The sequence below is a fragment of the Streptomyces sp. NPDC059443 genome, assembly GCF_042750105.1.
Taxonomy (GTDB): Bacteria; Actinomycetota; Actinomycetes; order Streptomycetales; family Streptomycetaceae; genus Streptomyces.
Genome location: NZ_JBHYVM010000005.1, coordinates 176,986 through 199,823, shown reverse-complemented (window position 1 = coordinate 199,823; position 22,838 = coordinate 176,986). Strand labels below are relative to the sequence as shown.

Annotated in this window: 22 protein-coding genes and 1 pseudogene; 10 read left to right on the top strand and 13 right to left on the bottom strand. The window is 70.1% G+C overall.

Annotation, left to right across the window (positions count from 1 at the left end; all coding sequences use genetic code 11):
* The first annotated feature begins 51 nt into the window (after positions 1-51).
* The 5 genes from ACFXDJ_RS07065 to ACFXDJ_RS07045 all read left to right on the top strand — a co-directional run bounded on the left by ACFXDJ_RS07065 (position 52) and on the right by ACFXDJ_RS07045 (position 3,540).
* Entirely contained in the window at positions 52-900 is an 849-nt protein-coding gene (locus tag ACFXDJ_RS07065; RefSeq protein ID WP_384658394.1) for an NAD(P)H-binding protein, read from the top strand.
* Between the two features lie 46 nt (positions 901-946).
* A complete protein-coding gene (locus tag ACFXDJ_RS07060) occupies positions 947-1,459 on the top strand; it encodes a hypothetical protein (RefSeq protein WP_384658396.1) in 513 nt (170 codons plus the stop codon).
* A gap of 116 nt (positions 1,460-1,575) precedes the next feature.
* Positions 1,576-1,983 carry a YciI family protein gene (locus ACFXDJ_RS07055; RefSeq protein ID WP_384658399.1) on the top strand — a complete coding sequence of 136 codons (408 nt, stop codon included), beginning with the start codon at positions 1,576-1,578 and terminating at the stop codon, positions 1,981-1,983.
* An 8-nt stretch (positions 1,984-1,991) separates the two neighbouring features.
* Positions 1,992-3,137, top strand: a complete 1,146-nt coding sequence (locus ACFXDJ_RS07050) for an RNA polymerase sigma factor (protein WP_384658414.1) — start codon at positions 1,992-1,994, stop codon at positions 3,135-3,137.
* A 46-nt stretch (positions 3,138-3,183) separates the two neighbouring features.
* A complete protein-coding gene (locus ACFXDJ_RS07045; protein WP_384658401.1) occupies positions 3,184-3,540 on the top strand; it encodes a VOC family protein in 357 nt (118 codons plus the stop codon).
* 3 nt (positions 3,541-3,543) lie between these two features.
* Here ACFXDJ_RS07045 and ACFXDJ_RS07040 read toward each other — a convergent pair whose 3' ends face one another.
* The 3 genes from ACFXDJ_RS07040 to ACFXDJ_RS07030 form a co-directional block, all read right to left on the bottom strand.
* Positions 3,544-4,572: an AraC family transcriptional regulator ligand-binding domain-containing protein gene (locus ACFXDJ_RS07040; RefSeq protein ID WP_384848248.1), complete on the bottom strand. Its 1,029-nt coding sequence runs from the start codon at positions 4,570-4,572 to the stop codon at positions 3,544-3,546.
* 137 nt (positions 4,573-4,709) lie between these two features.
* The gene (locus tag ACFXDJ_RS07035; protein ID WP_384658406.1) at positions 4,710-5,345 is read right to left on the bottom strand and encodes a hypothetical protein; all 636 of its coding nucleotides are present in this window, start codon (positions 5,343-5,345) and stop codon (positions 4,710-4,712) included.
* The gene (locus tag ACFXDJ_RS07030; RefSeq protein WP_384848245.1) at positions 5,342-6,160 is read right to left on the bottom strand and encodes a TrmB family transcriptional regulator; all 819 of its coding nucleotides are present in this window, start codon (positions 6,158-6,160) and stop codon (positions 5,342-5,344) included. The genes ACFXDJ_RS07035 and ACFXDJ_RS07030 overlap by 4 nt, the downstream gene beginning before the upstream one ends.
* Before the next feature lie 258 nt (positions 6,161-6,418).
* On the opposite strand from ACFXDJ_RS07030, the gene ACFXDJ_RS07025 reads away from it, so the two are divergent.
* Positions 6,419-8,446: a putative Ig domain-containing protein gene (locus ACFXDJ_RS07025; RefSeq protein ID WP_384658411.1), complete on the top strand. Its 2,028-nt coding sequence runs from the start codon at positions 6,419-6,421 to the stop codon at positions 8,444-8,446.
* Between the two features lie 148 nt (positions 8,447-8,594).
* Here ACFXDJ_RS07025 and ACFXDJ_RS07020 read toward each other — a convergent pair whose 3' ends face one another.
* On the bottom strand, positions 8,595-9,014 hold the full coding sequence (locus ACFXDJ_RS07020) for a hypothetical protein (RefSeq protein ID WP_384848242.1): 420 nt from the start codon (positions 9,012-9,014) through the stop codon (positions 8,595-8,597).
* Between the two features lie 100 nt (positions 9,015-9,114).
* On the opposite strand from ACFXDJ_RS07020, the gene ACFXDJ_RS07015 reads away from it, so the two are divergent.
* The 3 genes and pseudogenes from ACFXDJ_RS07015 to ACFXDJ_RS07005 all read left to right on the top strand — a co-directional run.
* Positions 9,115-10,125, top strand: coding sequence for a cytochrome c oxidase assembly protein (locus ACFXDJ_RS07015; protein ID WP_384653305.1), 1,011 nt, complete (start codon positions 9,115-9,117; stop codon positions 10,123-10,125).
* Positions 10,122-11,363, top strand: a complete 1,242-nt coding sequence (locus ACFXDJ_RS07010; protein ID WP_384653303.1) for an FAD-dependent monooxygenase — start codon at positions 10,122-10,124, stop codon at positions 11,361-11,363. The genes ACFXDJ_RS07015 and ACFXDJ_RS07010 overlap by 4 nt, the downstream gene beginning before the upstream one ends.
* Positions 11,364-11,652: 289 nt before the next feature.
* Positions 11,653-12,417, top strand: a pseudogene (locus tag ACFXDJ_RS07005) (peptide-N4-asparagine amidase); the annotation flags it as partial.
* 201 nt (positions 12,418-12,618) lie between these two features.
* Here the strand turns inward: ACFXDJ_RS07005 and ACFXDJ_RS07000 are convergent.
* From ACFXDJ_RS07000 to ACFXDJ_RS06975, 6 genes are all read right to left on the bottom strand, one after another.
* Positions 12,619-13,899 carry a tyrosine-type recombinase/integrase gene (locus ACFXDJ_RS07000; RefSeq protein ID WP_384848239.1) on the bottom strand — a complete coding sequence of 427 codons (1,281 nt, stop codon included), beginning with the start codon at positions 13,897-13,899 and terminating at the stop codon, positions 12,619-12,621.
* Between the two features lie 911 nt (positions 13,900-14,810).
* Positions 14,811-15,344, bottom strand: a complete 534-nt coding sequence (locus ACFXDJ_RS06995; protein WP_384848236.1) for a phage tail protein — start codon at positions 15,342-15,344, stop codon at positions 14,811-14,813.
* The gene (locus ACFXDJ_RS06990) at positions 15,344-16,573 is read right to left on the bottom strand and encodes a phage late control D family protein (protein WP_384848233.1); all 1,230 of its coding nucleotides are present in this window, start codon (positions 16,571-16,573) and stop codon (positions 15,344-15,346) included. The genes ACFXDJ_RS06995 and ACFXDJ_RS06990 overlap by 1 nt, the downstream gene beginning before the upstream one ends.
* Before the next feature lie 3 nt (positions 16,574-16,576).
* Positions 16,577-18,844 (bottom strand): C40 family peptidase, encoded by a 2,268-nt coding sequence (locus ACFXDJ_RS06985; RefSeq protein WP_384848230.1) that lies wholly within the window; start codon positions 18,842-18,844, stop codon positions 16,577-16,579.
* A gap of 554 nt (positions 18,845-19,398) precedes the next feature.
* Positions 19,399-20,193, bottom strand: a complete 795-nt coding sequence (locus tag ACFXDJ_RS06980) for a hypothetical protein (protein ID WP_384848228.1) — start codon at positions 20,191-20,193, stop codon at positions 19,399-19,401.
* Complete coding sequence (locus ACFXDJ_RS06975) at positions 20,193-21,125, bottom strand: hypothetical protein (protein WP_384848225.1); 933 nt, start codon at positions 21,123-21,125, stop codon at positions 20,193-20,195. Before ACFXDJ_RS06975 ends, ACFXDJ_RS06980 begins: the two co-directional genes overlap by 1 nt.
* A 427-nt stretch (positions 21,126-21,552) precedes the next feature.
* Between ACFXDJ_RS06975 and ACFXDJ_RS06970 the strand changes: the two genes are divergently transcribed.
* A complete protein-coding gene (locus ACFXDJ_RS06970) occupies positions 21,553-22,035 on the top strand; it encodes a GNAT family N-acetyltransferase (RefSeq protein ID WP_384848222.1) in 483 nt (160 codons plus the stop codon).
* On the opposite strand, the gene ACFXDJ_RS06965 is transcribed toward ACFXDJ_RS06970, so the two are convergent.
* The 3 genes from ACFXDJ_RS06965 to ACFXDJ_RS06955 all read right to left on the bottom strand — a co-directional run bounded on the left by ACFXDJ_RS06965 (position 22,032) and on the right by ACFXDJ_RS06955 (position 22,837).
* Positions 22,032-22,346 (bottom strand): hypothetical protein, encoded by a 315-nt coding sequence (locus ACFXDJ_RS06965; protein WP_384848219.1) that lies wholly within the window; start codon positions 22,344-22,346, stop codon positions 22,032-22,034. The two genes, ACFXDJ_RS06970 and ACFXDJ_RS06965, sit on opposite strands and share 4 nt — an antisense overlap.
* Positions 22,339-22,608 (bottom strand): hypothetical protein, encoded by a 270-nt coding sequence (locus ACFXDJ_RS06960; protein WP_384848216.1) that lies wholly within the window; start codon positions 22,606-22,608, stop codon positions 22,339-22,341. The genes ACFXDJ_RS06965 and ACFXDJ_RS06960 overlap by 8 nt, the downstream gene beginning before the upstream one ends.
* Before the next feature lie 76 nt (positions 22,609-22,684).
* Positions 22,685-22,837, bottom strand: coding sequence for a hypothetical protein (locus ACFXDJ_RS06955; protein ID WP_384848213.1), 153 nt, complete (start codon positions 22,835-22,837; stop codon positions 22,685-22,687).
* Between the last annotated feature and the right edge of the window lies 1 nt (position 22,838).

The following is a 22,838-nucleotide window of genomic DNA, read 5'->3' as shown; positions in this document are numbered from 1 at the left end:
GGTCCTACCGTCAGGGCTAGTTGATCACCACCTGACGGCAGGAGAAGACCGATGATCCTCGTGACCGGCGCCACCGGAAACATAGGAAGCGCGCTCGTGAGGGAGCTCCAGGACTCCGGCGCCGGACCGTTGAGGGCGCTCACGCGTGACACCGCGAGAACCGCGTTTCCGGAAGGAGTCGAAGCCGTCGAGGGCGACTTCGCCCGGACGGCCTCGCTGAAGCCCGCGCTGGAGGGGGTGCGTTCGCTGTTCCTCGTGTCGCGCCTGGGCTCCGACGCCGAGATCCTTGAGGCCGCCCGGCAGGCAGGCGTAGAACACGTGGTGCTGGTGTCGTCCATCACGGCCCGGACCCATCCGCATCTGGGCCCCGCCCAAGAGAACCTGGCCGTCGAGCAGCTGCTCAAGGACAGCGGGATGGCCTGGACGATCCTGCGGCCGACGCAGTTCGCCTCCAACGCCCTGTGGTGGGCGGGAACCATCCGCGAGCACGGCGAGGTCCGCGTGCCCTACGCGGACACCGGCCTTCCCACCATCCACCCCGCGGACATCGCCTCCGTGGCTCGGGCCGCCCTGACCGAGCCGGGCCACCGCGAGCGTACGTACGCACTGACCGGACCGGAGCGGATCACGGCCCGGCAGCAGGTCGGGGCCATCGCGGAAGCGCTGGGACGGGAAGTGCCGTTCGCCCGGATCAGCCGCGAGGAGGCCCACGGGCAGCTGGCGGCCTTCCTGGGAGACGAGGCCGCGGACGCGGTGCTCGACGTGACGGGAGGCGACGTCAACGAGGAGCTGCTCGCCGTACGCGATACCGTTTCCCGGATCACCGGCGCCCCGGCCAGGACGTTCCGGCAATGGACCGCGGAGAACGCCGAGGCGTTCCGCGGAACCGCCCGAGCCTGAGCACCGGCTGGTCCGACTGCTGCAATTCCTTGGAAGGAGGCTCACGATGGGGCGGCTCTGGGACAAGTACACGGGCACGATGCGCCCGGACGGTGGTGCCACGGCGATATCCGCCCAGGAGCTACGGGCCGCACTGCTCGCGGTGAACGGTACGGACGTGCCGTTCACCGTGCGCGAGGCCGACGGCGAAGGGGCGGCCCACCTGGTGGCGGAGTGGAAGGTGCTGGAACCCCCGACGGGCTCCGGCCTGACCCGTCGGCAGGTGGAGCGGACCTTCAAGATCTGGATGCGGCTGCTCCCCGGGGAACGCGAGGTGCGGGCCATGGGCGAGCAATGGGCGGTGACCCGGGCCGGCGGCCCGCCCGGCCGCGTCGTGCAGCGCGAACACGGTCGCGGACCCGGCCACCACGTGCAGAAGGAGTGGACGTTCGAGCGGGGACCCGACGGACGCCGGCGCAAGGTGGAGACGTTCGGCCTGGACACCCGGGACATGAGGAATCCGCTGCGGAAAACCGCCGTCGGCTCCGGCTGGACCTGGCGCGGAACCCGCAAACTCTGACCGTTCTCCTGCCGGAGAAAAAAACTTCGGCCGACGATGTCGAGAACCCGTGCCGGGCTCCGTCCCCGTAGTGAACGCGGCCAGAATGGGCCGCATCCGCACCGAGGAGAACCATCATGGCCAAGTACCTGCTGCTCAAGCACTACCGCGGCGCCCCGGCTCCGGCGAACGACGTCCCGATGGACCAGTGGACGCCGCAGGAGATCACGGCGCACGTCCAGTACATGCAGGACTTTGCGGACCGGCTGGAGAAGACCGGCGAGTTCGTCGACGGCCAGGCGCTCGCCCCCGAGGGGGCATGGGTCCGGTACGACGGCGAGGGCCGCCCGCCGGTCACCGACGGACCGTTCGCCGAGACCAAGGACCTCATCGCGGGCTGGATGGTGATCGACGTCGACGGCTACGAGCGCGCCGTCGAGCTGGCCGGGGAACTGTCCGCCGCCCCCGGGGCCGGCGGGAAGCCGATCCACGAATGGCTGGAGGTGCGCCCGTTCCTGGCCGCGCCCCCCACCGTCACGGAGTGACCCCTCCCGTGAACGAGGCCCTGCTCCGGAGCCTCACGCCGAGCGTGCTCGGGATCCTCGTCCGCCGCGGAGCCGACTTCGCGGCGGCCGAGGACGCCGTACAGGACGCGCTGGTCGAGGCGGTCCGCGTCTGGCCGGCCGAACCGCCACGAGATCCGAAGGGCTGGCTGGTCACCGTCGCCTGGCGCCGGTTCCTCGACGCGACCCGGTCGGACGCCGCCCGGCGCCGGCGCGAGGACCGCGTGGACGAGGAACCGGCCCCCGGGCCCGCTCCCGCGGTCGACGACACCCTCCAGCTCTACTTCCTGTGCGCGCACCCGTCGCTGACGCCGTCCTCCGCCGTCGCGCTCACGCTGCGCGCCGTCGGCGGGCTCACCACCCGCCAGATCGCCCAGGCCTACATGGTCCCCGAGGCGACCATGGCGCAGCGCATCAGCCGGGCCAAGCGGACCGTGGCCGGCGTACGGCTCAACGAGCCCGGGGACGTCGCCACGGTGCTGCGCGTCCTCTACCTGGTCTTCAACGAGGGCTACTCCGGTGACGTCGACCTCGCCGCGGAGGCCATCCGTCTCACCCGGCAGCTCGCGGCGGCGATCGACCACCCCGAGGTGGCGGGGCTGCTCGCCCTCATGCTGCTCCACCACGCCCGGCGTGCCACCCGGACCGCGCCCGACGGCAGTCTGGTGCCGCTCGCCGAGCAGGACCGCGGCCGGTGGGACACCGGCTCGATCGCCGAGGGCGTCGACATCCTGCGGGCGGCCCTCGCCCGCGACCGGCTGGGCGAGTTCCAGGCCCAGGCCGCCATCGCGGCGCTCCACGCCGACGCGCCCACCGCCGAGGAGACCGACTGGGTACAGATCGTGGAGTGGTACGACGAGCTCGCGCGCCTGACCGACAGCCCGGTCGTCCGGCTCAACCGTGCGGTGGCCGTCGGCGAGGCGGACGGACCGCGGGCCGGCCTGGCGGCGCTCGCGGCGCTGGACGAGTCCCTGCCTCGTCACACGGCGGTGGCGGCCCACCTCCACGAGCGCGACGGCGACCTGGCGACGGCGGCACGCCTGTACGCCGAAGCGGCCCACAAGGCCGCCAACCTCGCCGAGCGCGACCACCTGAACCGCCAGGCCGCCCGCCTCAACACCCGCCGGAGCCAGTGAGGTGTTGCCGGGGCGGCCGGCACCGCGGCCCTGGCAAGATGGCGGCATGGAACGTGTGCTTGGAGTCGGCGGGTACTTCATGAGGGCCGCAGATCCGGTGGCGCTGGGTGCCTGGTACCGGGATTGCCTGGGTCTGGACGCCGATGAGAACGGCCTGTGGCGTCAGGAAGCCGGACCGACGGTGTTCGCGACCTTCGAGTCCGGGACGGAGTACTTCGGCTCCCGCGCCCAGCAGACGATGCTCAACTTCCGTGTCCGCGACCTGGACGCGATGCTCGCGCAACTGCGGGCCAAGGGCGCGGACGTGGCCGAGGAGACCCAGGACATGGAGGGTGTCGGCCGGTTCGGCTGGGTCACCGATCCCGAGGGCAACCGGGTCGAGCTGTGGCAGCCGTCGGCCTAGCCCCTAAAGGGTGCGGCGGAGGGCGGCCGGTGTGGTGCCGTACCACCGCTGGACCGCCCGGCGCAGGGCGCGGGCGTCGGCGTAACCGCTTCGGGCGGCAATCGCGTCGATGCTGAGGTCGGTGTCGTGGAGCAGCCGCGTGATGTGCGTCCGGCGCAGGGTCTCGACCTCGGTGGTCCACGTGGTGGCGTGCTCGTCGAGGCGCCGCTGGAGGGTCCGCGTGCTGATCGCCATGCGCCGCGCCACGTCGGGCAGCGTCGGCGTGGCCTCGTGGTGCAGGGAGGCCAGGGCGGTGCGGAAGAGGTCCAGCCAGCTGTGCAGCGGGATCGCGTCGGCGAGGTTCTGCTCGGCGTGCCTGCGGAGCACGGTGGACAGGCCGGGCTGGGCGTGGGGTGTCGGGGCCTTCAGATCACCGGCGAGGAAGGTGATCGAGCTGACCGGGGCCTCGAACTCGATGGCGCGGGTGCCGTACAGCTCGGTCAGGGCTTCGTGCCGGCGGGGTGCTTTGGCCGCCAGGGTGACTCGGATCGGAACGAGGCGGCGCCGTGCGGCTTCGCCGAGGCGCCGCTGGTACAGGGCGAGCGCGTAGGCGAGGATCGCGCAGGCCGCCTCGTGGGTCAGATCGGAGCCGTTGAGGTGGCTGATCGTGACTTGTTCGCCGTCCTCGGCGACGTGGACCGTCTCGGTGCCGGCGTCGGCGACGCTGCCGATGTAGGCGGAGGCGTCCCGGATCCCTTCGAGCGGAGTGGGCGCGGAAGTGATCAGGTAGTCCCAGACCCCGAGGGCGCCGAGGGTCGACTGCTCGGCCAGCAGCAGGGACACCTCGGTCCAGGGCGCGTGGACGGTCGACAGTTCCGCGATGCGGATGCTCGTGGCCGCGGGAGTCCGGCACAGGTCGTCGTTGAGGTGTTCGGGTTTCAGGCCCAGCATGTGCGCGTAGCCGTCCGGGGGTACGCCGAGCCGACGTGCGGCATTGACGTTCAGACGGGTGAGAGCCGAAGAGGTTGTTCCGTGATGTGCATGCGAGACCACAAAGGCCGAGCATATGACAGCACGAACCGCCAGGCCACAGCGGGAGTCTGGCGCCTGATGCCCCCGTCTTGACGTGGCGGGTCCCCCTGTTCGGCCCGAACACCGGATCCGCGGCGCCGTCGGGCCGCGCGGCCGGCTCAGACGCGCTGCGCGGCCAGCCTCTTTCCGTCCACCCCGAGGACCAGGACGTTCCTGGCGGTTCCGGCCCGGCCGTGATCGCCGTCCCACGACTCGACGAAGCTCCGCGCGAGCGAATCAGGTCCAGGGTCTTCGGACCCGGCCGGGTAGTCCGTGCTCAACTCGACGTCGTAGTCGTGATCGGTCAGTTGGGCCGTGGCCAGCACGCGGACGTGGTCGACTTGCGCGGCCATGCCCTTGGCACGAGCCCAGGCGCGGAACCGCTCCAGCATTTCCGCATCCGTGGTCCGCTTGGTCATGGGGCCGGTGGGCAGCTGCTCGGGGGCGTTGGCGACGCCGTTGTGGCAGCCCCGCACCCAGGAGCCGCGGTCCGTCTCGGCGGCGCTGCCGGCCTCCAGGGCGCGGCGGGTACAACCGCCCCATACGGTCTCGCGCACGGCCGCCCCCTTGCCCGAGGAGTCGTAGACGGCCTTGCCGGCGGTGTATCCGGCACGGTAGGCGGCAACGTACTCGGGTACGGCGGACGGGCGGGACTCGGGCGCGGGGCCGTCGAGGGGCTTGCCGCTGCCGCAACCGGCCAGGCCGATCAACGCGGTGACGGTCATGGCGAGTACACGGCCCGAGCGGTGATTCATTGCTCCCCCTGGGTCCGTCCGGACTGGGCCTGGTCCCAAACGGCCTGGAACGCGATCCTCAAGCAGGTTGCGAGCGCGGGGTGTTCGATGTAGAGGGCGGTGGTGGCCCGGGTGCCGGCGACGGGGTCGGGCATGTCGCACAGGACTTGAGAGGCATCGGCGATGACCAGCTTCAGCGGGAGCGCCGGCGCGAAGCGGGCCTCCTCGCCCGCTTCGCCGAAGCGGCGCACGTTCTCCAGGACTTGACCGTCGTCGAGTGCGTCGTGCGTGTAGACGGCGCGGGCGGTGCCACCGGACCGGCGCAGCCTGCGGACGGCCGCGATGCCCTCGTTGTTGGCGGCGGGCGCGACGAACGGGGGCTTGCAGAAGCTGAGGAGTTCGTGCGCGGCCTGCCCCTGGATGCTCGCGAACCGTTCGGCGATCGCCTTGGGGTCGCGCAGCACCTCGATGTAGTCGAGCGGGTCGGTGTGCGTCCGGCCGGCGGACCAGACCGGCAGCAGGGCGGTGGCGAGCGCCGCCGACACCGCGTTCAGCCTTTCCAGGGACTCCCGTTGGAGGGCCATCAGTCGGGCGAGAGCGAGTTCGGGCGCCACGGCGGAGAAGGTGGCCACCCGTCCGGGGCGCATGACCGTGAGCCGCCGTCGGACGAGCGAGTCCAGTACGTCGTACACGCGCTGGCGCGGCACGTCGGCGGCGCGCGCCACCTCCGCCGCGGTGTAGGACGCGCGCGTGACCAAGGTGAGGTAGACCCGTGCCTCGTACCGGGGCAGCCCCAATGCGACCAGGTCGTTGACCGCGCTGTCGTCCAACTCCATGGCAGCACAAGGTATACCCGTAGATCACATACCGAAAGCAAGCCTTTGCCCTCAGGGGGTATTCCCTTGGGCCCACTCGTCACTACGTTCTGCGGTGGCCACCACTGCGCGTGGTGGCAGTCCGCACCAATGAATCCGTGCCACTCGCCAGCCCGCGGCGCCGCTCCTTGATGTGTCATGTACCTGTCATATGCCTGGCGTATGTCAGTCGCATGCCCGTCATCGACGTCATCCCACGTCGCGGGGAGTCAACCCCCCATGGAGGGCCGTTCATTGCAATCGACCACGTCCCGGCGCGCCAGACGACTGACCCGTAGCGGCGCCACCGCCTTACTCTCGGTGGTGGCCCTGATAACCGGCGGCAGCCTGGCAGTCGCCTCCCCGTCCAGCTCTTCCAGCGCACCCGCCGCGTCCACCGCCTCCGGTTCCACGGCCGCGCACACCCAGCGGCTCTGCTCGGAGCCGACCAAGGCCGGCTACATGGCCTGCCACGCGCTCGCCCGCACGGACCTCAAGCAGCAGCTCAGCCTCGCGCCCAACCTGCTCCCGTCCGGGTTCGGGCCCTCCGACCTGCAGAGCGCGTACGCCCTGTCGGCCTCGGCCGGCGCCGGCGCGACGGTCGCCATCATCGACGCGTACGACGACCCGAACGCCGAGTCCGACCTGGCGACGTACCGCTCCCAGTACGGCCTGCCGGCCTGTACCACGGCCAACGGCTGCTTCAAGAAGGTGGACCAGAACGGCGGCACCAGCTACCCGACCGCGGACTCCGGTTGGGCCGGTGAAATCTCCCTCGACGTGGACATGGTCAGCGCCGTCTGCCCGCAGTGCCACATCCTGCTCGTCGAGGCGAACCAGCCCTCCATGGCCGACCTGGGCACCGCCGTCAACCGCGCGGTGACCATGGGGGCCAAGTACGTCTCCAACAGCTACGGCGGCGGCGAGGACTCCACCGACCCGAGCTCCGACGCCTCCTACTTCAACCACCCGGGCGTCGCCATCACCGTCAGTTCCGGTGACAGCGGCTACGGGGTCGAGTACCCGGCGGCCTCCCAGTACGTCACCTCGGTCGGCGGTACCTCGCTGAAGCGTGACAGCAGCTCACGCGGCTGGTCCGAATCCGTCTGGGGCAGCAGCGCGGGCGGCAACGGCGCAGGCTCCGGCTGCTCGGGCTTCACCACCAAGCCGTCCTGGCAGACCGACAGCGGCTGCGCCAAGCGCACTGTCGCCGACGTCTCGGCGGTCGCCGACCCGGCCACCGGCCTGGCCGTCTACGACAGCTACCAGGCGAGCGGCTGGAACGTCTACGGCGGCACCAGCGCCTCGGCGCCGATCATCGCCTCCGTCTACGCCCTGGCCGGAACCCCGGCAGCAGGCAGCTACCCCTCGTCGTACCCCTACGCCCACACCGCGTCGCTCAACGACGTGACCAGCGGCGCCAACGGCTCCTGCAGCGGCAGCTACCTCTGCACCGCCAAGTCCGGCTACGACGGCCCGACCGGTCTCGGCACGCCCAACGGCACCGCGGCCTTCACCGGCGGCTCCACCGGCGGGAACACCGTCACCGTGAGCAGCCCCGGCAACCAGTCCAGCACCGTCAACACGGCCGCCTCCCTCCAGATCCAGGCCACCGACTCCGCCAGCGGCCAGACCCTCACCTACAGCGCCACCGGGCTCCCGGCCGGCCTGTCCATCAACGCCTCCAGCGGCCTGATCAGCGGTACGCCGACCAGCGCGGGCAGCTACGGCGTGACGGTCACCGCCAAGGACACCACCAACGCGAGCGGCAGCACCTCCTTCACCTGGACCGTCACCCCGGTGGGCGGCGGCTGCACCCCGGCCCAGCTCCTGGGCAACCAGGGCTTCGAGACCGGCAGCGCCAGCCCCTGGACCGCCACCTCGGGCGTGGTCGACAACAGCAGCAGCGAGGCCGCCCGCACCGGCTCCTGGAAGGCCTGGCTCAACGGCTACGGCACCACCCACACCGACTCGCTCTCCCAGTCGGTGACCATCCCGGCCGGCTGCCACGCCACCCTCAGCTACTACCTGCACATCGACACCGCGGAGACGACCACCGCCACGGCCTACGACAAGCTCACGGTGACGGCCAACTCCACCACCCTGTCCTCCTACTCCAACCTCAACAAGAACACCGGCTACGCGCAGAAGACCTTCGACCTGTCCTCGTACGCGGGGCAGACGGTGACCATCAAGTTCAACGGCACCGAGGACTCCAGCCTGCAGACCTCGTTCGTGATCGACGACACCGCACTCACCATCAGCTGATCCACCCGACCGCTCGGTGAGGGGCGGGGGGGGGGGGGGCGCGCCGGGGGCGCGGGGGGGGCGCCCCCCCCCCCCCCCGCGCGGCCGGCGCCCCCCCCCCCCCCCCCGCACGCCTGCCCGCCCGGTGTGCGGCCCCCGCCGCCCCCGTTCAGCCGACGTCCACGGTGACCTGCCAGCGCGAGATCGCCGTACAGCTCATCGAGCCGGGCGCGGCAGACTCGGGACAGTTCCGAACCGCCGTCGTCAGAACCGCCCGGCCCGCCGACACGCCTTCGAAGACGCGATCCGAGACCGCGGCCAGCGCGGTCCCCGACACGGTCACCGGCGCGCCGCCGGCATCGGGAAGCGAAACCCGCACCGTGCCGTGCACGTCCAGGCAGACCCGACGGCCGTTGTCGTCCGCCGTGAGGACCACCTTGCCGCCGTTCACACAGCCGGCCTCGGACAGCGATCCCGTCCTCGTCGCGCTCGGCACGTGATCCGCCGTACCCGAGCCCGTGCCCGTGCCCGCACCGCAACCGGCCGTGGCCAGCAGTACCGCGAGCACCACACCTGTCCGCCCACGCATGCGACGACCTCCCGTACGGAGCCACCCGGCCGGGGCTTGGACGCAGCCGGACCGACCCCGGTTCCGTCGGCGTCGCGGGGGGAGGAGGAAGATAAGCCGAATGTTCGAGATATCGCTGAATGACGGCGCGGTGCGGAGCCTGCCGGAACTCACGGTGGGACGGTTCCTGTCCTCGTGGGAACCGGACGTGCCCGCGCTGCTCCTGATCGCCGCCCTGGGAGGGCTGTACGCCTGGGGCCTGCTGCGGCTGAGGCGCCGGGGCGAGGCTTGGCCCGCTGCCCGTACCGCGGCCTTCGTGCTGCTCGGCCTCGGCACCATCGCCGTGGCGACGATGTCCGCGCTCGCCGTGTACGACCGCGCGCTGTTCTGGCCGGCCGCGCTCCAGAACGTACTCCTGGACCTCATAGCGCCGCTCGGCCTGGCGCTGGGCGACCCGTTGCAGCTGGCCGTACGCGCCCTGCCCGAGCGTGCCGCGTCGCGGGTGGGACGGGTGATGACCGGACGCCTGGTACGGCTGTTCACGTTCCCCCTGGTCAGCACGGTCCTCGTCCTCGCGACCGAGCTCACGGTGTACTTCACCCCGTATTTCGAGACCGCCCTGGGCAACAGCTGGCTCCACGAGCTGATGTACCTCCAACTGCTCCTCACCGGCAGCCTGTTCGTCATCCCTGTCCTCACGCACGAGCAGGCTCTGCCCGCCTGGTGCACCCACCCGGTCCGGGCGGGCCTGGTGTTCCTCGACGGGGTCGTCGATGCCGTGCCGGGGCTGGTGGTGATGACCCACGGCACCCTGATCGCCGGGGCCTGGTACCTGCACCACGCGCCGTCGTGGGCTCCGGAGATCCACCAGGACCAGCAGCTCGGAGGCGGCGCGATGCTCGCCACCGCCGAACTGGTGTCGGTGCCGTTCCTGCTCGTGATCCTGGCCCAGTGGGTACGGACCGAGCGGGCGCAGCGGGTCGTGCTGGACCGCCGTCTGGACGCCGAGCTCACGCCCGCGGCGGCCGCGCCGGGACGGCCCCAGGACCCGGACCTCGTACGCCCCTGGTGGGAGACGGAGGACAGCGCGGTCGCCCGGCAGCTGCGACAGCAGTCGGGAGGCCGGGCGTGAGCGCGCCCCGGCGCCGCGTACAGGTGGCCGTCGTCGGCGCGGGGCCCGCCGGCCTGGTCCTGGCCAATGTGCTCCACCGGGCCGGTGTCTGCGTCGAGGTCCGGGAACGCTCCGGCCGGGCCGAGGTGGAGCAGCAGGCCCGCGCGGGCCTGATCGAGCACCGGGTGGTCGAGTACCTGCGCGACCAGGGCCTCGCCGACCGGCTGCTCGCCGAGGGCGGCCGGCACGGATGGTGCGAGTTCGTGTGCCTCGGGGAGCGGATCCACATCCCGTACGGGGAGCTGTCCGGCGGAGCCGGGCACTGGGTGTATCCGCAGCAGTTCCTGGTCCGCGACCTGATCGCCTCACTGGAGGAGGCGGGTGGCGCGGTGCGGTTCGACTGCCCCGTCCTCGATGTCGACACCTCGGGCCCCCGCCCGCTCGTCCGCTGCCGGGACGATGTCCTGGAGGCCGACCACGTCGTGGGCTGTGACGGCCCGCGCAGCACGGTCGCGGGCTCGTTCCCCGCCGACTTGGACGGAGCCGTCGAACGGCGCTACCCGTACGACTGGCTGACCGTGCTCGCCGAGGTGGACCGTCCCGTGGAAGGCATCCGGTACGCGCTCCACGAAGCGGGGTTCGCCGGGATGATGCCCCGCACGCCCAGGCTGGCACGGTTCTACCTCCAGGTGGCGCCGGACGCGGAGCTCCCGGAGTGGCCCGAGCCGCGCATCCGCGAGCAGCTGTCGCTGCGGCTCGGGCTGCGGCCGGAGGCAGGGGACCCCCGGCCGGGCAGGCTGACCGAGGTCGGCATGCTGCGACTGCGGGGCCGGGTCCGGGACCACGTACAGGCGGGCCCGCTGCTGCTGGCCGGGGACGCGGCGCACGTGCTGACACCCTCCGGAGCCAAGGGGCTCAACCTGGCCGTGGCCGATGTCGCCGACCTCGCGGACAGCCTGCTGCGCTACCACCGCGACGGTGACGAGGACGCTTTGGCCGGATATGGACGGCGTCGGCATCAGGATGCCTGGACCACGCAGGAGTTCTCCGACCGGCTGCTGGAGCTGCTGCACCTTCCGCCGGGGAACGCGGGGGAGTCCGCCTTCGGCCTCCGGCTGCGCCGTGAACGGCTCGCCCTCCTGTCCGTTCCCGGTCCGGAGGGCGCGGTCTTCGCCCGCGCCTACGGCGGCGCGGGCCGACTGGACCCGGCAGTGGCCGGGGGAGTGCGGCACGGTGGGGACGTGGACGGCCGACGGTGAGATCCGGCCAGGGCGGCCGAGCCGCCCTGGCGCCCGGTCCGGGGCCGGGTTTCACTGCGGGCCCATGAGACGACACAGGATCATGGGCGCGCTCGGCGCGCTGACCCTCGCGGCGGCCACCCTCGCCGCCGCGGGCCCGGCAGCGGCGGCCGAACCCGGCGGCACGCAAGCAACGGCCACCTCCTCACGGGCCACCTCCTCACGGGCCACCTCCGCGCAGGCCACCTCCGCGCAGACCGTCCCCGCGCAGGCCGCCCCCTCACCGGCGGTACCCGGTACGGAGCCGCCGCCCGCCGAGTTCGGAACGGACTGGCACGACCCCCTCACCCCCGCCCCGCCCGTGGCCCACCCCGCGACCCGGTCCTGCCAGGTGACCCTCGCCGAAGCCCAGTTCCGCGACTTCACCCCCTACCGAGGCAGCTACGTACCGCCCACCGCGTGCGGAACGGCCGACTGGGCGAAGGTGGTGCTCCGCCTCGACGGCAAGGTCAAGGGCCGCCAGTTCGACCGGCTCGGCCACCTCACCGTCGGCGGCGTCGAGATGTTCCACACCTCCACCCCCGAGCCGTCGCCGGAGGGCATCGCCTGGTCAGTGGAGAAGGACGTCACCCACTACCGCGAAACCCTCAGCCACCCTCAGCCCGTCGAGATGCTCATCGGCAACGTCGTCAACGACACCTACACCGGCGTCATCGAAGTCAAGGTCACCCTCACCTTCTACGCGGCGGCCGAAAGCCACCCCGGCCCCGGTCACCCCGGCCCCGGTCACCCCGCCACCAACCCCGTACCGGACCGAGTCCTGCCGCTCACCACCCCGGCCGTCACCCTCCCGCGCAACACCGAGCGACTGCTCGCCGAGGTCTACGCCACGGGCTCCGGCGGCGGCTGCGAGGAGTTCTGGTACATGACCACCCCGGACCCGGCCCCGTACTCCTGCAAGGCGGCCGACGGCCCGTACCGCGAGGTCCGGATCTCCGTCGACGGCCGCCTCGCGGGCATCGCCGCGCCCTTCCCCACCGTCTGGACCGGCGGCTGGTCCAACCCCTTCCTCTGGTAAGGGGCTCCAGACCGCGTTTCCGCAGGTGAGGGCACTGCATCAGTCTCAACCGGGCACTCAATCGGGCACATGCTCAGGAGGGCACCCGTTCCACGGGGCGCCTCTCCGGCTGTGTGCTCCATCAGTGCGTTGGTCATGAAGCGGATGATGCCACGTCAGCCTCGTCCGGCGCACCTATCGCCGCGAGTTGAGATGGAGTCAGGCCGCCAAGGACATGAAGTTGCCCATCGCTTCGAGTCCGCGACCGCCAGCATCCGGGATGAAGTGCGCGTAGTAGCGCAGCACCGTCGCCACCGTGTCGCCCATGTACTCCGCCACCGTCGTGGGCGCCTCGCCGGCCCCGAGATGCACCGACGCGAAGGTGTGCCGCAGCACGTGGAAACCGTGCTCGCCCGGCTCCGTGAAGGCGTCCCGCGGAGTCCCGTCTTCGCGGTACAGACGCTCGACGACCCCGGCCTCTTCCAGCGCCGCCTTCCAGATCTCCAGGTTCCACGACGTGTGGCTGATCGGGTTGGAGTAGGCCGTCGTCGTCAGCAGCCGTACCGTCACCTTCGGACGCTTGTGCATCGGCATCGTGGGGTCGCTCGGGTTGACCCACGGCAGCGTCACCGTGACGGGCGGGAACTCCTCGCAGTACTCCCACACCGCCTTCTCGAACTCCGGCGTCACCGGCACCCGCCGCGTCTTGTCGCGCTTCGGCAGCTTGAACCACTTCTGGCGGCCGACGCCCTGGAGCTGCCGGTCCACATACAGCCAGCCGTCCCGCAGGTCGTCCGGGCTCCAGCCCAGCGCCTCACCCTGCCGCAGCCCGGAGCCGACCCCGAGGTTCGCCAGCATCCGGTACCGGTCCGGCAACGCGATCCGCACATCACGGAAGCGCTCCTGCGACCAGGCCGTCTTGTTCGTCGGCGGCCTCTTCGGCGGCCTTGCCGTCGTCAGCCCCCGGCACGGATTGCGCGGGATACGCCCGGCCTCGTGCGCGGCCTGGAGGATCGTCGACAGGTTCTGCCACGTCGTACGGATAGTCCCGGCCCCCAGTGACTCCCTGAGCTTCGCCTTCCACGCATTCAGCTCCTCCGGCCCGACATCCAGCAGCTCGTGGTCCCCGAGGTGCGGCAGGATCGACGAGCTGATCCGCTGCCACGTCCTCTCCCTCGTCCCCGGCGGAATCTCGGCCGACGGCCAGTACACGTCCTCGATGTATCGGCGCAGCAGGATCTTGCCCTGCTGCTGCTGCCTGTGACGCCCCGAGGTGATCTCCGTCGTCAGCTCGATCGCGCGGGCCTCCGCGTCGTCGTACGACTCGTGACGCTCCTTGCGTAGCGGCTTGCCCTGGTCGTCGTATCCGCGGACCTCCCACTGTGCTTCGATTCCGTGGGCTTTGGCGCGGTAGCGCTTGGCCCCCTTGTGCTGGCGGCACAGTTCGGTCGGCGTGCCCTTTTTCTTGTGCCAGCGGTCTTCGACCCATGCTTTGGCCATCAGACCCCCTTCGTGCTGGGGCGCTTCAACCTGCGCCTACGCGAGGCGGCAGGGACGCCCGGAACGGATGGAGGAGCGACACCTCCACGGTCGGTGCCCTCCCCGCCGGCACGACCCGCGAGAAAATCGAGCACCGCGGACTCCGGATACCGCACCGGGCCGTGCACGGCGCCGAGCCGAATCCACCGCGGGCCCTTGGGGCAAGGAGAGGTACGCCAGTTGGCGAGCGTCTTCACCGAGACGCCGAGGAGTCGAGCAACGTCCTGAGGACGAAGGTGGCGCTCCAGGCCCGCCATCATCGCACCGCCCCCGGAGTGGCGTCGGCAGTGGTCCACAGCAGATCAGCACGCGTCACGGCGCCCCCTTGATTTCGGACACACCTCACCCATCGTCGGGAGGTTTCGAGGTGACTCCGGGACGTCCGGGGCAACATAGGGATCTCAGGAGAAGGTAGGCGCCTACAAGTAGGGAAGGCGACGCCGAATGAAGCTCTCTGTCTTGCTGATCCCCCACCCACCAGAACGGTGGCGAAAACAAGAATGAATGAATCATCCAGAGGGAGCAATGCGGCTCGCGGGAGGCTTTTAGGGACCCTGCGTTTTCCATCACCCTTTCGGCGCACAACAAGCGCGCCGGAGGTGGCCCCGCCGCCTTCCGTGAGGCGATCAGCGCGGGCTGGCGACAGGTCAGTCGACGAAGAGCAGTAGCACTTCTACGAGACTGTGATCGAGGCGGCGTACTCGCCAGCCGGGGAACGCTGGGCCACGACTACTCCAGCACCGGGTACAGGTCGGTGAGGGCGACCGGCGCCGGGATCGTCGCTACGCACGCCTCGCGTACGTGGATGGTGTGCGCCCGGCAGGGCAAGGGGAGAGAGCCTCGCGCTGCCGGGCGCGGTCTGGGGGTGGGGGCTACGGGTCGAGGATGAAGTCGAAGCCCTCGTGGTACAGCGTCATGGTCTGGAGGAGTACCCCGTTTCCGGCCGCGTCGAAGTCGCCGAAGACGATGCTGCCGGGCCACGCGTTGTAGAGCCGCCACTGGGCCCGGTACTGGGCGTACTGGGTGGTGACGGGGTGCTGGATCGCGAAGATGTCGACCATGTGCCGGAAGTTGCTTCCCGCGCTGTTTCCGGCATGGCCCTGCATGACCTCGAAGACGCGGCGCATCCAGTCGTAGATGTCGTAGTGGCCGACGACGATGCCGCGGGTGAAGGTGACCGGGCTGAAATCGGCCTGGAGCGGCATCTTGTGCGGAGACAGGTTCATGCCCGACTCCTGGTACGGCATCGGGTCGATGCTGACGCCGAGGCCGGCCACGGAGGTGAACCCGAGCTGCGGAATGCTCTTGGAGCCGTCGTCGTCCTGGATCACCACGTGGAACTTGAAGTTCCGAATCGGGTCCGTGGCGACGCTCGCCCGCGAGTCGGTCTGCCGGTAGCTGGTCATCAGGCCGTCGCTTTCGCCGGGGACACGTGGCTCGTGTTCGTCGAGGTGTAGACGGCCCGCCAGCGGCCATTCACCAGGGTCGTGGGCGCGGCCTTGGGAAGCTCAGTCTGGACGGGAAGCTCCAAGCGGTCGGACTGATTTCGGCCCAGGACCAGCTCGCACGTGTACTTCGTCTTCTCCGGATAGATGTGGTCGACCTCCATCTTGTGGACCGCCGAGCGCACCATCCAATAGCCGTTGTGCGCCTTCCCGAGCCCGGCCCCCCGCAGCGCGATGACGACCCCCGGCTTGAGCCTCGCATCGCCGTTCGTGACGGCGTTCGCGTTCACCCACAGCCATTCCACCTGGGAGGCCAGGTTGTACTCGGCCTTCGCGTACGACGGACTGGGCCTGTCGTCGAACTGGCGGTTCAGCAGCGGCGCCACCGGACCACCGGGAAGGTTGTTGCGCGGCTGGGTGTAGGTGGCCTGCGCGATCTGCCCGGAACGCCGGTTCAACGAGGTGGTCTGGTAGCGGGCGCGTACCCCGCCGGCCGGGTCGGTGTCACCGACCACCGCACGAAAGTCGCGCAGGGTGTCGACCGGGCCCGGAACCCGGCCCGCATGGAACACCGGCATCGTCCCGTCCGAGGTCGGCGTCGCCGTTCCCCGGTCCACGAACCACAACGTCGTACCGTCCACGAACAGCCGGTAACCGATCTGCTCGGAAAGATCGGCCAAGAAGGCCCAGTCCGAGGCGACCTGCATCTGCTGCTCGAACTTGATGTGGGAGGTCTGAACCCGAGGAGCAAGGTTGTACTCGGAGGCGATCTGCCGGGCCACCGCGGACAGCGTGGTGTTCTGCCAGTTCTGGTTCTGGCGCGTCTGCATCGGCATCGACGCCCCGACCAGGACGTAGCGCACCGGAACCTGTACCGCGTGCCCGTACCGTGGGGCATCCTCCGTGGAAATCACCTCCGCGGAAGCGACGTACCCGTAGAAGCTTGCGGAGTCATCAGCCCACCAGCCCCATCGCAACGCGACAGGCGTGTTGTCCGGCCACATGGCCCCCGATTTCAGGTCCCAGTGAGGGCCCGGAATCCGCGGGTTGTAGACGTGCTGCACCGTCAGTTCGACGACCTGATGAGCGCCCTCGGAGAGGTAGACCGACAGATCCGAAACCCAGTCCCTCGAATCAACCCTCGGCAGCCTCACCCGCACATGCGGGGCATACACGTTGCGCCAGGACACAGGTCACCACCCTCCGAGCATCGTCTTGATCCGCTGATCGGCCGCCACGGACGCGACGAACTGCTCGGCTGCACTCTTGGCGCCTTCCTGCGTCGCCGCCGGCATGTTGATCGTCACCGGCCCGAAGTTGATCGTCGGACTCACCGCCGACCCGCCCCCGACCGGCGAGTTCATCCCGCTGATCGCCTGCCGCACCGTCTCGGCCTGCCCGGAATCGAGCACCATCTCTCCGGCGTGCAAGCGCGCGTCCTGGTCGCCGGGGATCTTCCAGGCCCCGGCCGCGTACCAGTGCGGATCACGGGAGAGCCACTTCTGGTACGCCTTCGACGGGGATCCGTAATCCTCACGGCCCTTGATGTAGTCCAGACCCCACTTGATCTGGCCCTCCGCGTCCCCCATAGCCACGGGATGACCGTGCGCACTGGGGAGGATCTGCGGGATCCCGTACGCGCCAGAGGAATCGTTCAGCGCGTTGGCATCCCAGTTCGACTCGCCCATCCACAGCTTGTACAGCGCGTCGAACTCCGGGCCGTTCCACCCGTAGGAAGCGGCCAGTTTCCGGCCCAGCTCCACGTTCGCCCGGGTGTCGGAGACGGTGTCCTTCCCGCGGGAGGGATTCTTCGCCTCCTCGTTCTGCGTCGACTGCGGAGTACGAGATCCGACCTGCGCCGTACCGGCGCCCCCGCCGCCGCTGAACAGAGCCGCCAGGACGTCAGCCTCCCGGCTGCCCCCGAAACCGCCCCCGCCGCCGGCCCACGACTTCGTCGGGTCCTTGCTCTTGCCCGACAGGTCCTTTGTCGCCTTGACCGAGCCGTTCACGATGCGACGTGCGTGGTCGAACAGACCCAGCCAGGGCCGCTCGACGACCCCGACACCGGGGTTGGCTGCCTCGATGACCGACTTGCCCCCGGCGAAGAGACCGACGTGCGAGTTGTCCTTGTAGAAGACGAGGTCCCCGGGCTGGAGCTGGTCCATCGGAACCTCGGCGCCCTCTTTCACCTGGTCGTAGGTGACCCGGGGCAAGTTGATCCCCGCCGACTTGTACGCGGCCTGAACCAGCGACGAGCAATCCCACACATCGGGACCCTCAGCGCCCATCTCGTAGCGGTCGCCGAGCTGGTTCCGGGCGAAGTCCAGGATGCTGCCCGTGTTCGCCGACGGCAGCGACGGACCGGCCTCCTTGCCTCCCTCGCCCTGCCCCGGCTGCTTGGGGACCGTGGCGCCGCCCAGCATGCCCTGGAGCATCGTGCGGCCAGCGGCCAGCAGGCCACCGAATCCGGGACCGCCCACCGCCGTGCCCATACCAACGAGGCCCGGCCCGGTGACCGGGTTCTCCAGCAGCGAGCCGGCCATGCCCAGGCCACCGCCCGACTGGAACCCCTTGAGAGCCCCTTCACCCTTCTTGAGGATCTTGAACAGGGGATCGAACCCCTCACGGATCTTCACCAGCTCCGACAGGGAGTTCTTCTGGGCCGTGAGCGTCGCACCGACGGACGACGACTCCTGGGACAGCTCCAGGTTCTGCCCGGCCTCCTTGAGGTCGATCGGACTCCCCAGCCCCTTGTTCAGCCGCGCCAGCTCCGTACGGGCCTTCTGCGCCTGCTTATACTCGGCCGACCCGGCGGGCGCGGACGTCTTCGCCGACTGCTCCAGCAGACTCCGCGCCTGATCCTGCGTGTACTTTCCACCCGAAGCCGCCGACAACTGCATCGTCGTCTGGTTCGTATTCGAGATCGCCGTCGCGATCTCCGGGTCGATGCCCATGTCCCGGGCCGCCGCAAGCCACGACTGCGTATAGCCTGACCTCGGTCCGAACGACGCATTGATCTGCGCCTGACTGAGACTGTTCGAGTTGATCCCGGGCCGCAGGGAGTTCTTGAAGAACTGCTGCCCCACCTCCAGCGGATTGACCTGCGCACCCCTGCCGCCCCGCTGCAACGTGTCGACCCCGTACATCTGGCCCGCCCAGAACGCCTGCGGACTGCCGAACTGCGCCGTCGCCCGCGCCGACGCCATCGGACCCAGGTTCGGGTTCGCCGTCAGCATCGGATTCAGCGCGCCCATCGCCCGGTTCGCCGCGTTCGCGTCGTACGAATACTGACCGAGCATCCCCATCCGGGCCTGACCCAGCTCAGCCACCGACGCACCGTTGCGGACTACGCCGAACCGGTTGGACTCCTGCCACATCCGCTGGGCGTTACCGGCGAACGAACCGCCGCCCGGTGACATCGGCGACGCCATCGACGCATAGCGCGCGTACTGCCCCGCCACGTCCGCCGTCGACAGGGTGCTGGTGGCCGCCTGGTCGAACGATCCCCACGCCGCACCGGCAGCCCGGCCCGCCATCTCCCAGCCCACGCCCTGCGTGCCACCGTTGGACGGCCCCGGGCCGGACCGGGAAGGAGGACCACCACCAGGCCCCGACGGACCGAACGCGGGCGGAGGCGGACCGAACCCCGTCGGCGCACGCCCAGCCGGCGCAGGCGGATAACCCGGTCCCCAAATGCCCCCCGACGTCATGTTCATCGTCGGCCTGGTCATCGTCTGCCGCTGATTCGCGTACGACGCCCACTGACCCGACTGCCCCTGGCCCCCCGACATCGTCGGAAGCCCGCCGAAGCCCGACGTGCCCACCGGCGAGCCCGGATGGAACGGTGCGGGCGCGGGACCGAAACCGCCCTGCGGCTGCGACCTCCCGACCATGGTGTTGAGGATTGACACTGCCTGGGCGACCGTGCGGTTCAGGCGGTCCAGGCCCGCCTGGAGCTGATTGGCCCCAGCAACCTGCGGGTTGTGCCCCCCGTTCGGAGGCGGCGGCGACGTCGTCATGCCACACCCGAATACTCAACGAGAAGCTGCATCTGTACGCGCACCCCGCACCGGATCGGGATCATCCGCTCCGACCAGTGCGAGTACGTCACGTCCATGCTGCTGATGTAGCCGTACCACTGCATCGAGCCCGTCCGGCTGGGAACTCCCGACACGGGCGGCACCCACTGATCCGTCAGCACCACGTACACCGGCCGGATCGTCATCACACCCCGGTACCGCATCGACGCCATGGGCGGACCGGCACTTCCACGACCGGGGTCGAGCAGGTCGAGCGCCGGGTCGAGGACGCCGCCGAAGAGGCTCCCACCAGTATCGGAGCCCGACACCTGGACACGGCTCTCGTTGATCCCCGTCAGGTCGTACAGCGCCGCCACATCCGCATGGACACCCACCCACCCCGCCGAGTTGATCACGTTCACGTCCGTCGTCTCGTACGACCGGTCGAAGATCAGACTGAACGACATGGAGCCGCCCGACTTGCCCACGTACCGGGTCACGTCGTAGTCCGACACCACGTCGGCCGGCAGGATCCCCGACGACGCCGTCACCGTGTGCGAGACGGAAATCTCCGACGGGTTGTAGAGGAAGTTCACCCTCGACTCCCGGACCTTCTGCGCCGCCTTTCCGGTGCCCACCCCGTAGTCTGCCGAGACGATGTACCCTCTAGGAGGCTCCGTCCGCGTCATCGGCGTCGCCCGGATCCGCCGGTCGAAGCCCGGGTTCACCGTCGGCGACAAATCCGGAGCCGGCGCCTTCCCGTCCGGCGTCGTCGTGATCTGCCTGGCCATCAGCGACCACCCGTCCACGTGGTCGACAACCGCGGCATGCTCCGCTGCCGTCGGCCCTCGGCGGAAACACCCTCCAGCGCGGAGATCGCCAGCCCCGTACCGGCCACCTTCTGCCGGTTACGCGCCCGCTTCTTCGCCCCGGCTACTGCCTGCTCCTGCTGATCCGCCCGGTGGGCCTCCACCGCTGCGGCATGATCCTGCCGGGCCTGGACCACGTCCGCCTGGCCCTGCTGCTGAGCCGACAGCACACCCGACTCCGCCCGCGACTTCGCACCCTCCACGAACGGCTTCACGCGCTCCTCGGCCTCCTTGTGCGCGTTCACCGCCGACGCACGAGCCGCACCCGTCTGCAACATGTCAGCCTGCGACCGCGCCATATCCGCGCCAGACTGAGCGGCCCGGGTCTTGGCCTCCTTGAGCGCGCTCTTCGCCGCCGAGTGCTCCGCCGCAGCCTGCTCGCCCGACTCGATGGCCTGCTTGTAGGCCGGGTCCGTGCGCATCTTGTTCTGATGCAGGTAGCCGGGAATCGGTGTTCCCACCGGCACGCCGAGCGCTGAGGCGGCAGCCTGGCGGTGCTGGCCCATGCTCGACTGGGACGCTTCCATCGCCGACTTCGCCTCACCCACCGCCGCACGGTTACGCGCGTGCGAGATCCGGTTCTCCGTGTGCGAGGCACTCACCACATCGTGAGACTGCTCGGCCATGCCCCGAACAGCCGCGGCCTGCTGGACATCGGGGTGCGACAGGGCCATCTGCTGCACCTGCTCGACGTGCTGCTGCCCGGCCTGCCGGGCGCCCTGCACCCGCTGCCGACCGGCCTCCATCGCCGACTGCACCCCGGACACGGGAGCCGGGGAAGACACTGCCTGCGCTGAAGGGCCCACCGGCGTACCCAGCGCGCCGGCCATGAAATGCTCGAACCGGCTCGCCATAACTCAGCCCCCCGTCGAGCTGAGGCGGCCCGGAGTCGAAGGCTCGGGAGCGGTCCCCCCGTGGCCCGACCCGCTGAACCCGTGCGCGAACTGCTGGGCGTTCATCACCCGCGAGGCCATCGTCCCGCCCCGCAACAGCGAACCAGCCCCACCGGCAGCTTCACCGCCGGCAGCACCCGCACCAGCAGCACCCGCGCCCATCGCGGCACCCTCGGCAGCACCCGCACCAGCAACTCCGGCTCCAGCGGCACCAGCAGCTTCGGCAAGCAGCGGCACAGCAGCAACAACAGGCATCGATCTCTCCCTCGACGGCTCAAGGCGAACCGGAAGAGACGAATGCGATTCTGGGAATCGACGAGTTGAGAATAAGGTTCGCTAGATCTCATTGTAGGCGGGCCGCGCAAAGGCCGCCGGGGAGAAGAAATACGTGGAACTGCACGCCGGAGAAGTGAAACTGCGGGAACTGCACGTAAATGATGCCCCCGAAGTACACCCCTGGTTCCACGCCGAAAACCTCGTGCACCAGGGGCTGCTGGAACCCTCACCCGGCCTCGTCCAGCAGGCCCTCACCGTCAACGAGACCAACACCCGCGAGGACCCCCGCACGAAATACTGGCTCGGCATCGAACACCACGGCCAGCTCGTCGGCTGCGTCACCCTCGCCGTCATCGCCCCCGGCACCGGCGACCTCGGCTGGATGCTCCATTCGGGTCACCGCGGACACGGCTACGCCACCCGCGCAGCCACTGCCCTCATGGACTACGGCTTCGGCACCCTCGGCCTCACCCGCATCCAGGCCACACCCCACCCCGACAACACCGCCTCCCGGGCCGTCGCCGAACGCATCGGCATGACCCAGGAACACGTCCAGGCCGACGCCGTCATGTACGCGGTCACCGCGTCGGGCTAGCGCGCACCGCCCTGCGGACCGGTGTTCATACCCAGGATCTCCCTGCGCAGGGATTCGATGAACGGGATCCCCGCGTCCGGCGCGTTGTACATCAGCGCCATCGCCAGCCAGCCCGTCAGCGCCGTCGACACCTCCTGACCCGCCCGCTCGTACGACACCCGGTCACCGAAGCGCTCCATCACCGCGTCGACCGCCTCACCGATCGCGAACGGAGGCAGCACCTTGTCCACGATCACGCGCTCGACCGCCGTCAGCGCGGCGAGCTGCAAGGGCGCCAACCAGTCCTCCGTCGCGACGCCGCCCTCACCCACGGGCCGGACCGTACTGCGACACCCGCACCACGGAGCCACCCGCAGACCACAGCGCATGCGCCAGCGGATCCGAGTCCGTCACCAGCTCCGCCGGCACCGGGAACCAGCCCAGCAGCACCGCACCCATCGGAGGCACCCGCACCTCCGCCAGCGCCTCCACCGCGCAGACCTGGAACGTCCCCGGCGCCTGCCCCGGCAACGACAACACCGTTGACACCGCGCCCTCCGAGATCCTGTCCTTCGGCTTCACCGACACACCCATCACGATCTCCTTCGTCCGGCCACTGCCTCCTATCCATGATCAATCGCCAGAAAAAGGAAGTGGTAGAAGATGACGCTCAGCGCCCCTTCGAGCGCTGCCGGACCGCCGCCCGGCGCTGAGCCTGCGCCGCCCCGGGATCGGCCTTCTTGAACACCTTCTGCGCCGACTTTTTCAATCGGCCCGAAGGGGTGGCGGGCTCACCGGTCGTCTTCGGCAGGGGCTTCTTCACC

Coding starts and splice junctions, on each gene's coding strand:
- ACFXDJ_RS07065 (WP_384658394.1), top strand. CDS start 52: ATGATCCTCGTGACCGGCGCCACCGGAAACATAGGAAGCGCGCTCGTG.
- ACFXDJ_RS07060 (WP_384658396.1), top strand. CDS start 947: ATGGGGCGGCTCTGGGACAAGTACACGGGCACGATGCGCCCGGACGGT.
- ACFXDJ_RS07055 (WP_384658399.1), top strand. CDS start 1,576: ATGGCCAAGTACCTGCTGCTCAAGCACTACCGCGGCGCCCCGGCTCCG.
- ACFXDJ_RS07045 (WP_384658401.1), top strand. CDS start 3,184: ATGGAACGTGTGCTTGGAGTCGGCGGGTACTTCATGAGGGCCGCAGAT.
- ACFXDJ_RS07035 (WP_384658406.1), bottom strand. CDS start 5,345: ATGAATCACCGCTCGGGCCGTGTACTCGCCATGACCGTCACCGCGTTG.
- ACFXDJ_RS07030 (WP_384848245.1), bottom strand. CDS start 6,160: ATGGAGTTGGACGACAGCGCGGTCAACGACCTGGTCGCATTGGGGCTG.
- ACFXDJ_RS07025 (WP_384658411.1), top strand. CDS start 6,419: ATGGAGGGCCGTTCATTGCAATCGACCACGTCCCGGCGCGCCAGACGA.
- ACFXDJ_RS07020 (WP_384848242.1), bottom strand. CDS start 9,014: ATGCGTGGGCGGACAGGTGTGGTGCTCGCGGTACTGCTGGCCACGGCC.
- ACFXDJ_RS07015 (WP_384653305.1), top strand. CDS start 9,115: ATGTTCGAGATATCGCTGAATGACGGCGCGGTGCGGAGCCTGCCGGAA.
- ACFXDJ_RS07000 (WP_384848239.1), bottom strand. CDS start 13,899: ATGGCCAAAGCATGGGTCGAAGACCGCTGGCACAAGAAAAAGGGCACG.
- ACFXDJ_RS06995 (WP_384848236.1), bottom strand. CDS start 15,344: ATGACCAGCTACCGGCAGACCGACTCGCGGGCGAGCGTCGCCACGGAC.
- ACFXDJ_RS06980 (WP_384848228.1), bottom strand. CDS start 20,193: ATGGCCAGGCAGATCACGACGACGCCGGACGGGAAGGCGCCGGCTCCG.
- ACFXDJ_RS06975 (WP_384848225.1), bottom strand. CDS start 21,125: ATGGCGAGCCGGTTCGAGCATTTCATGGCCGGCGCGCTGGGTACGCCG.
- ACFXDJ_RS06960 (WP_384848216.1), bottom strand. CDS start 22,608: ATGGGTGTGTCGGTGAAGCCGAAGGACAGGATCTCGGAGGGCGCGGTG.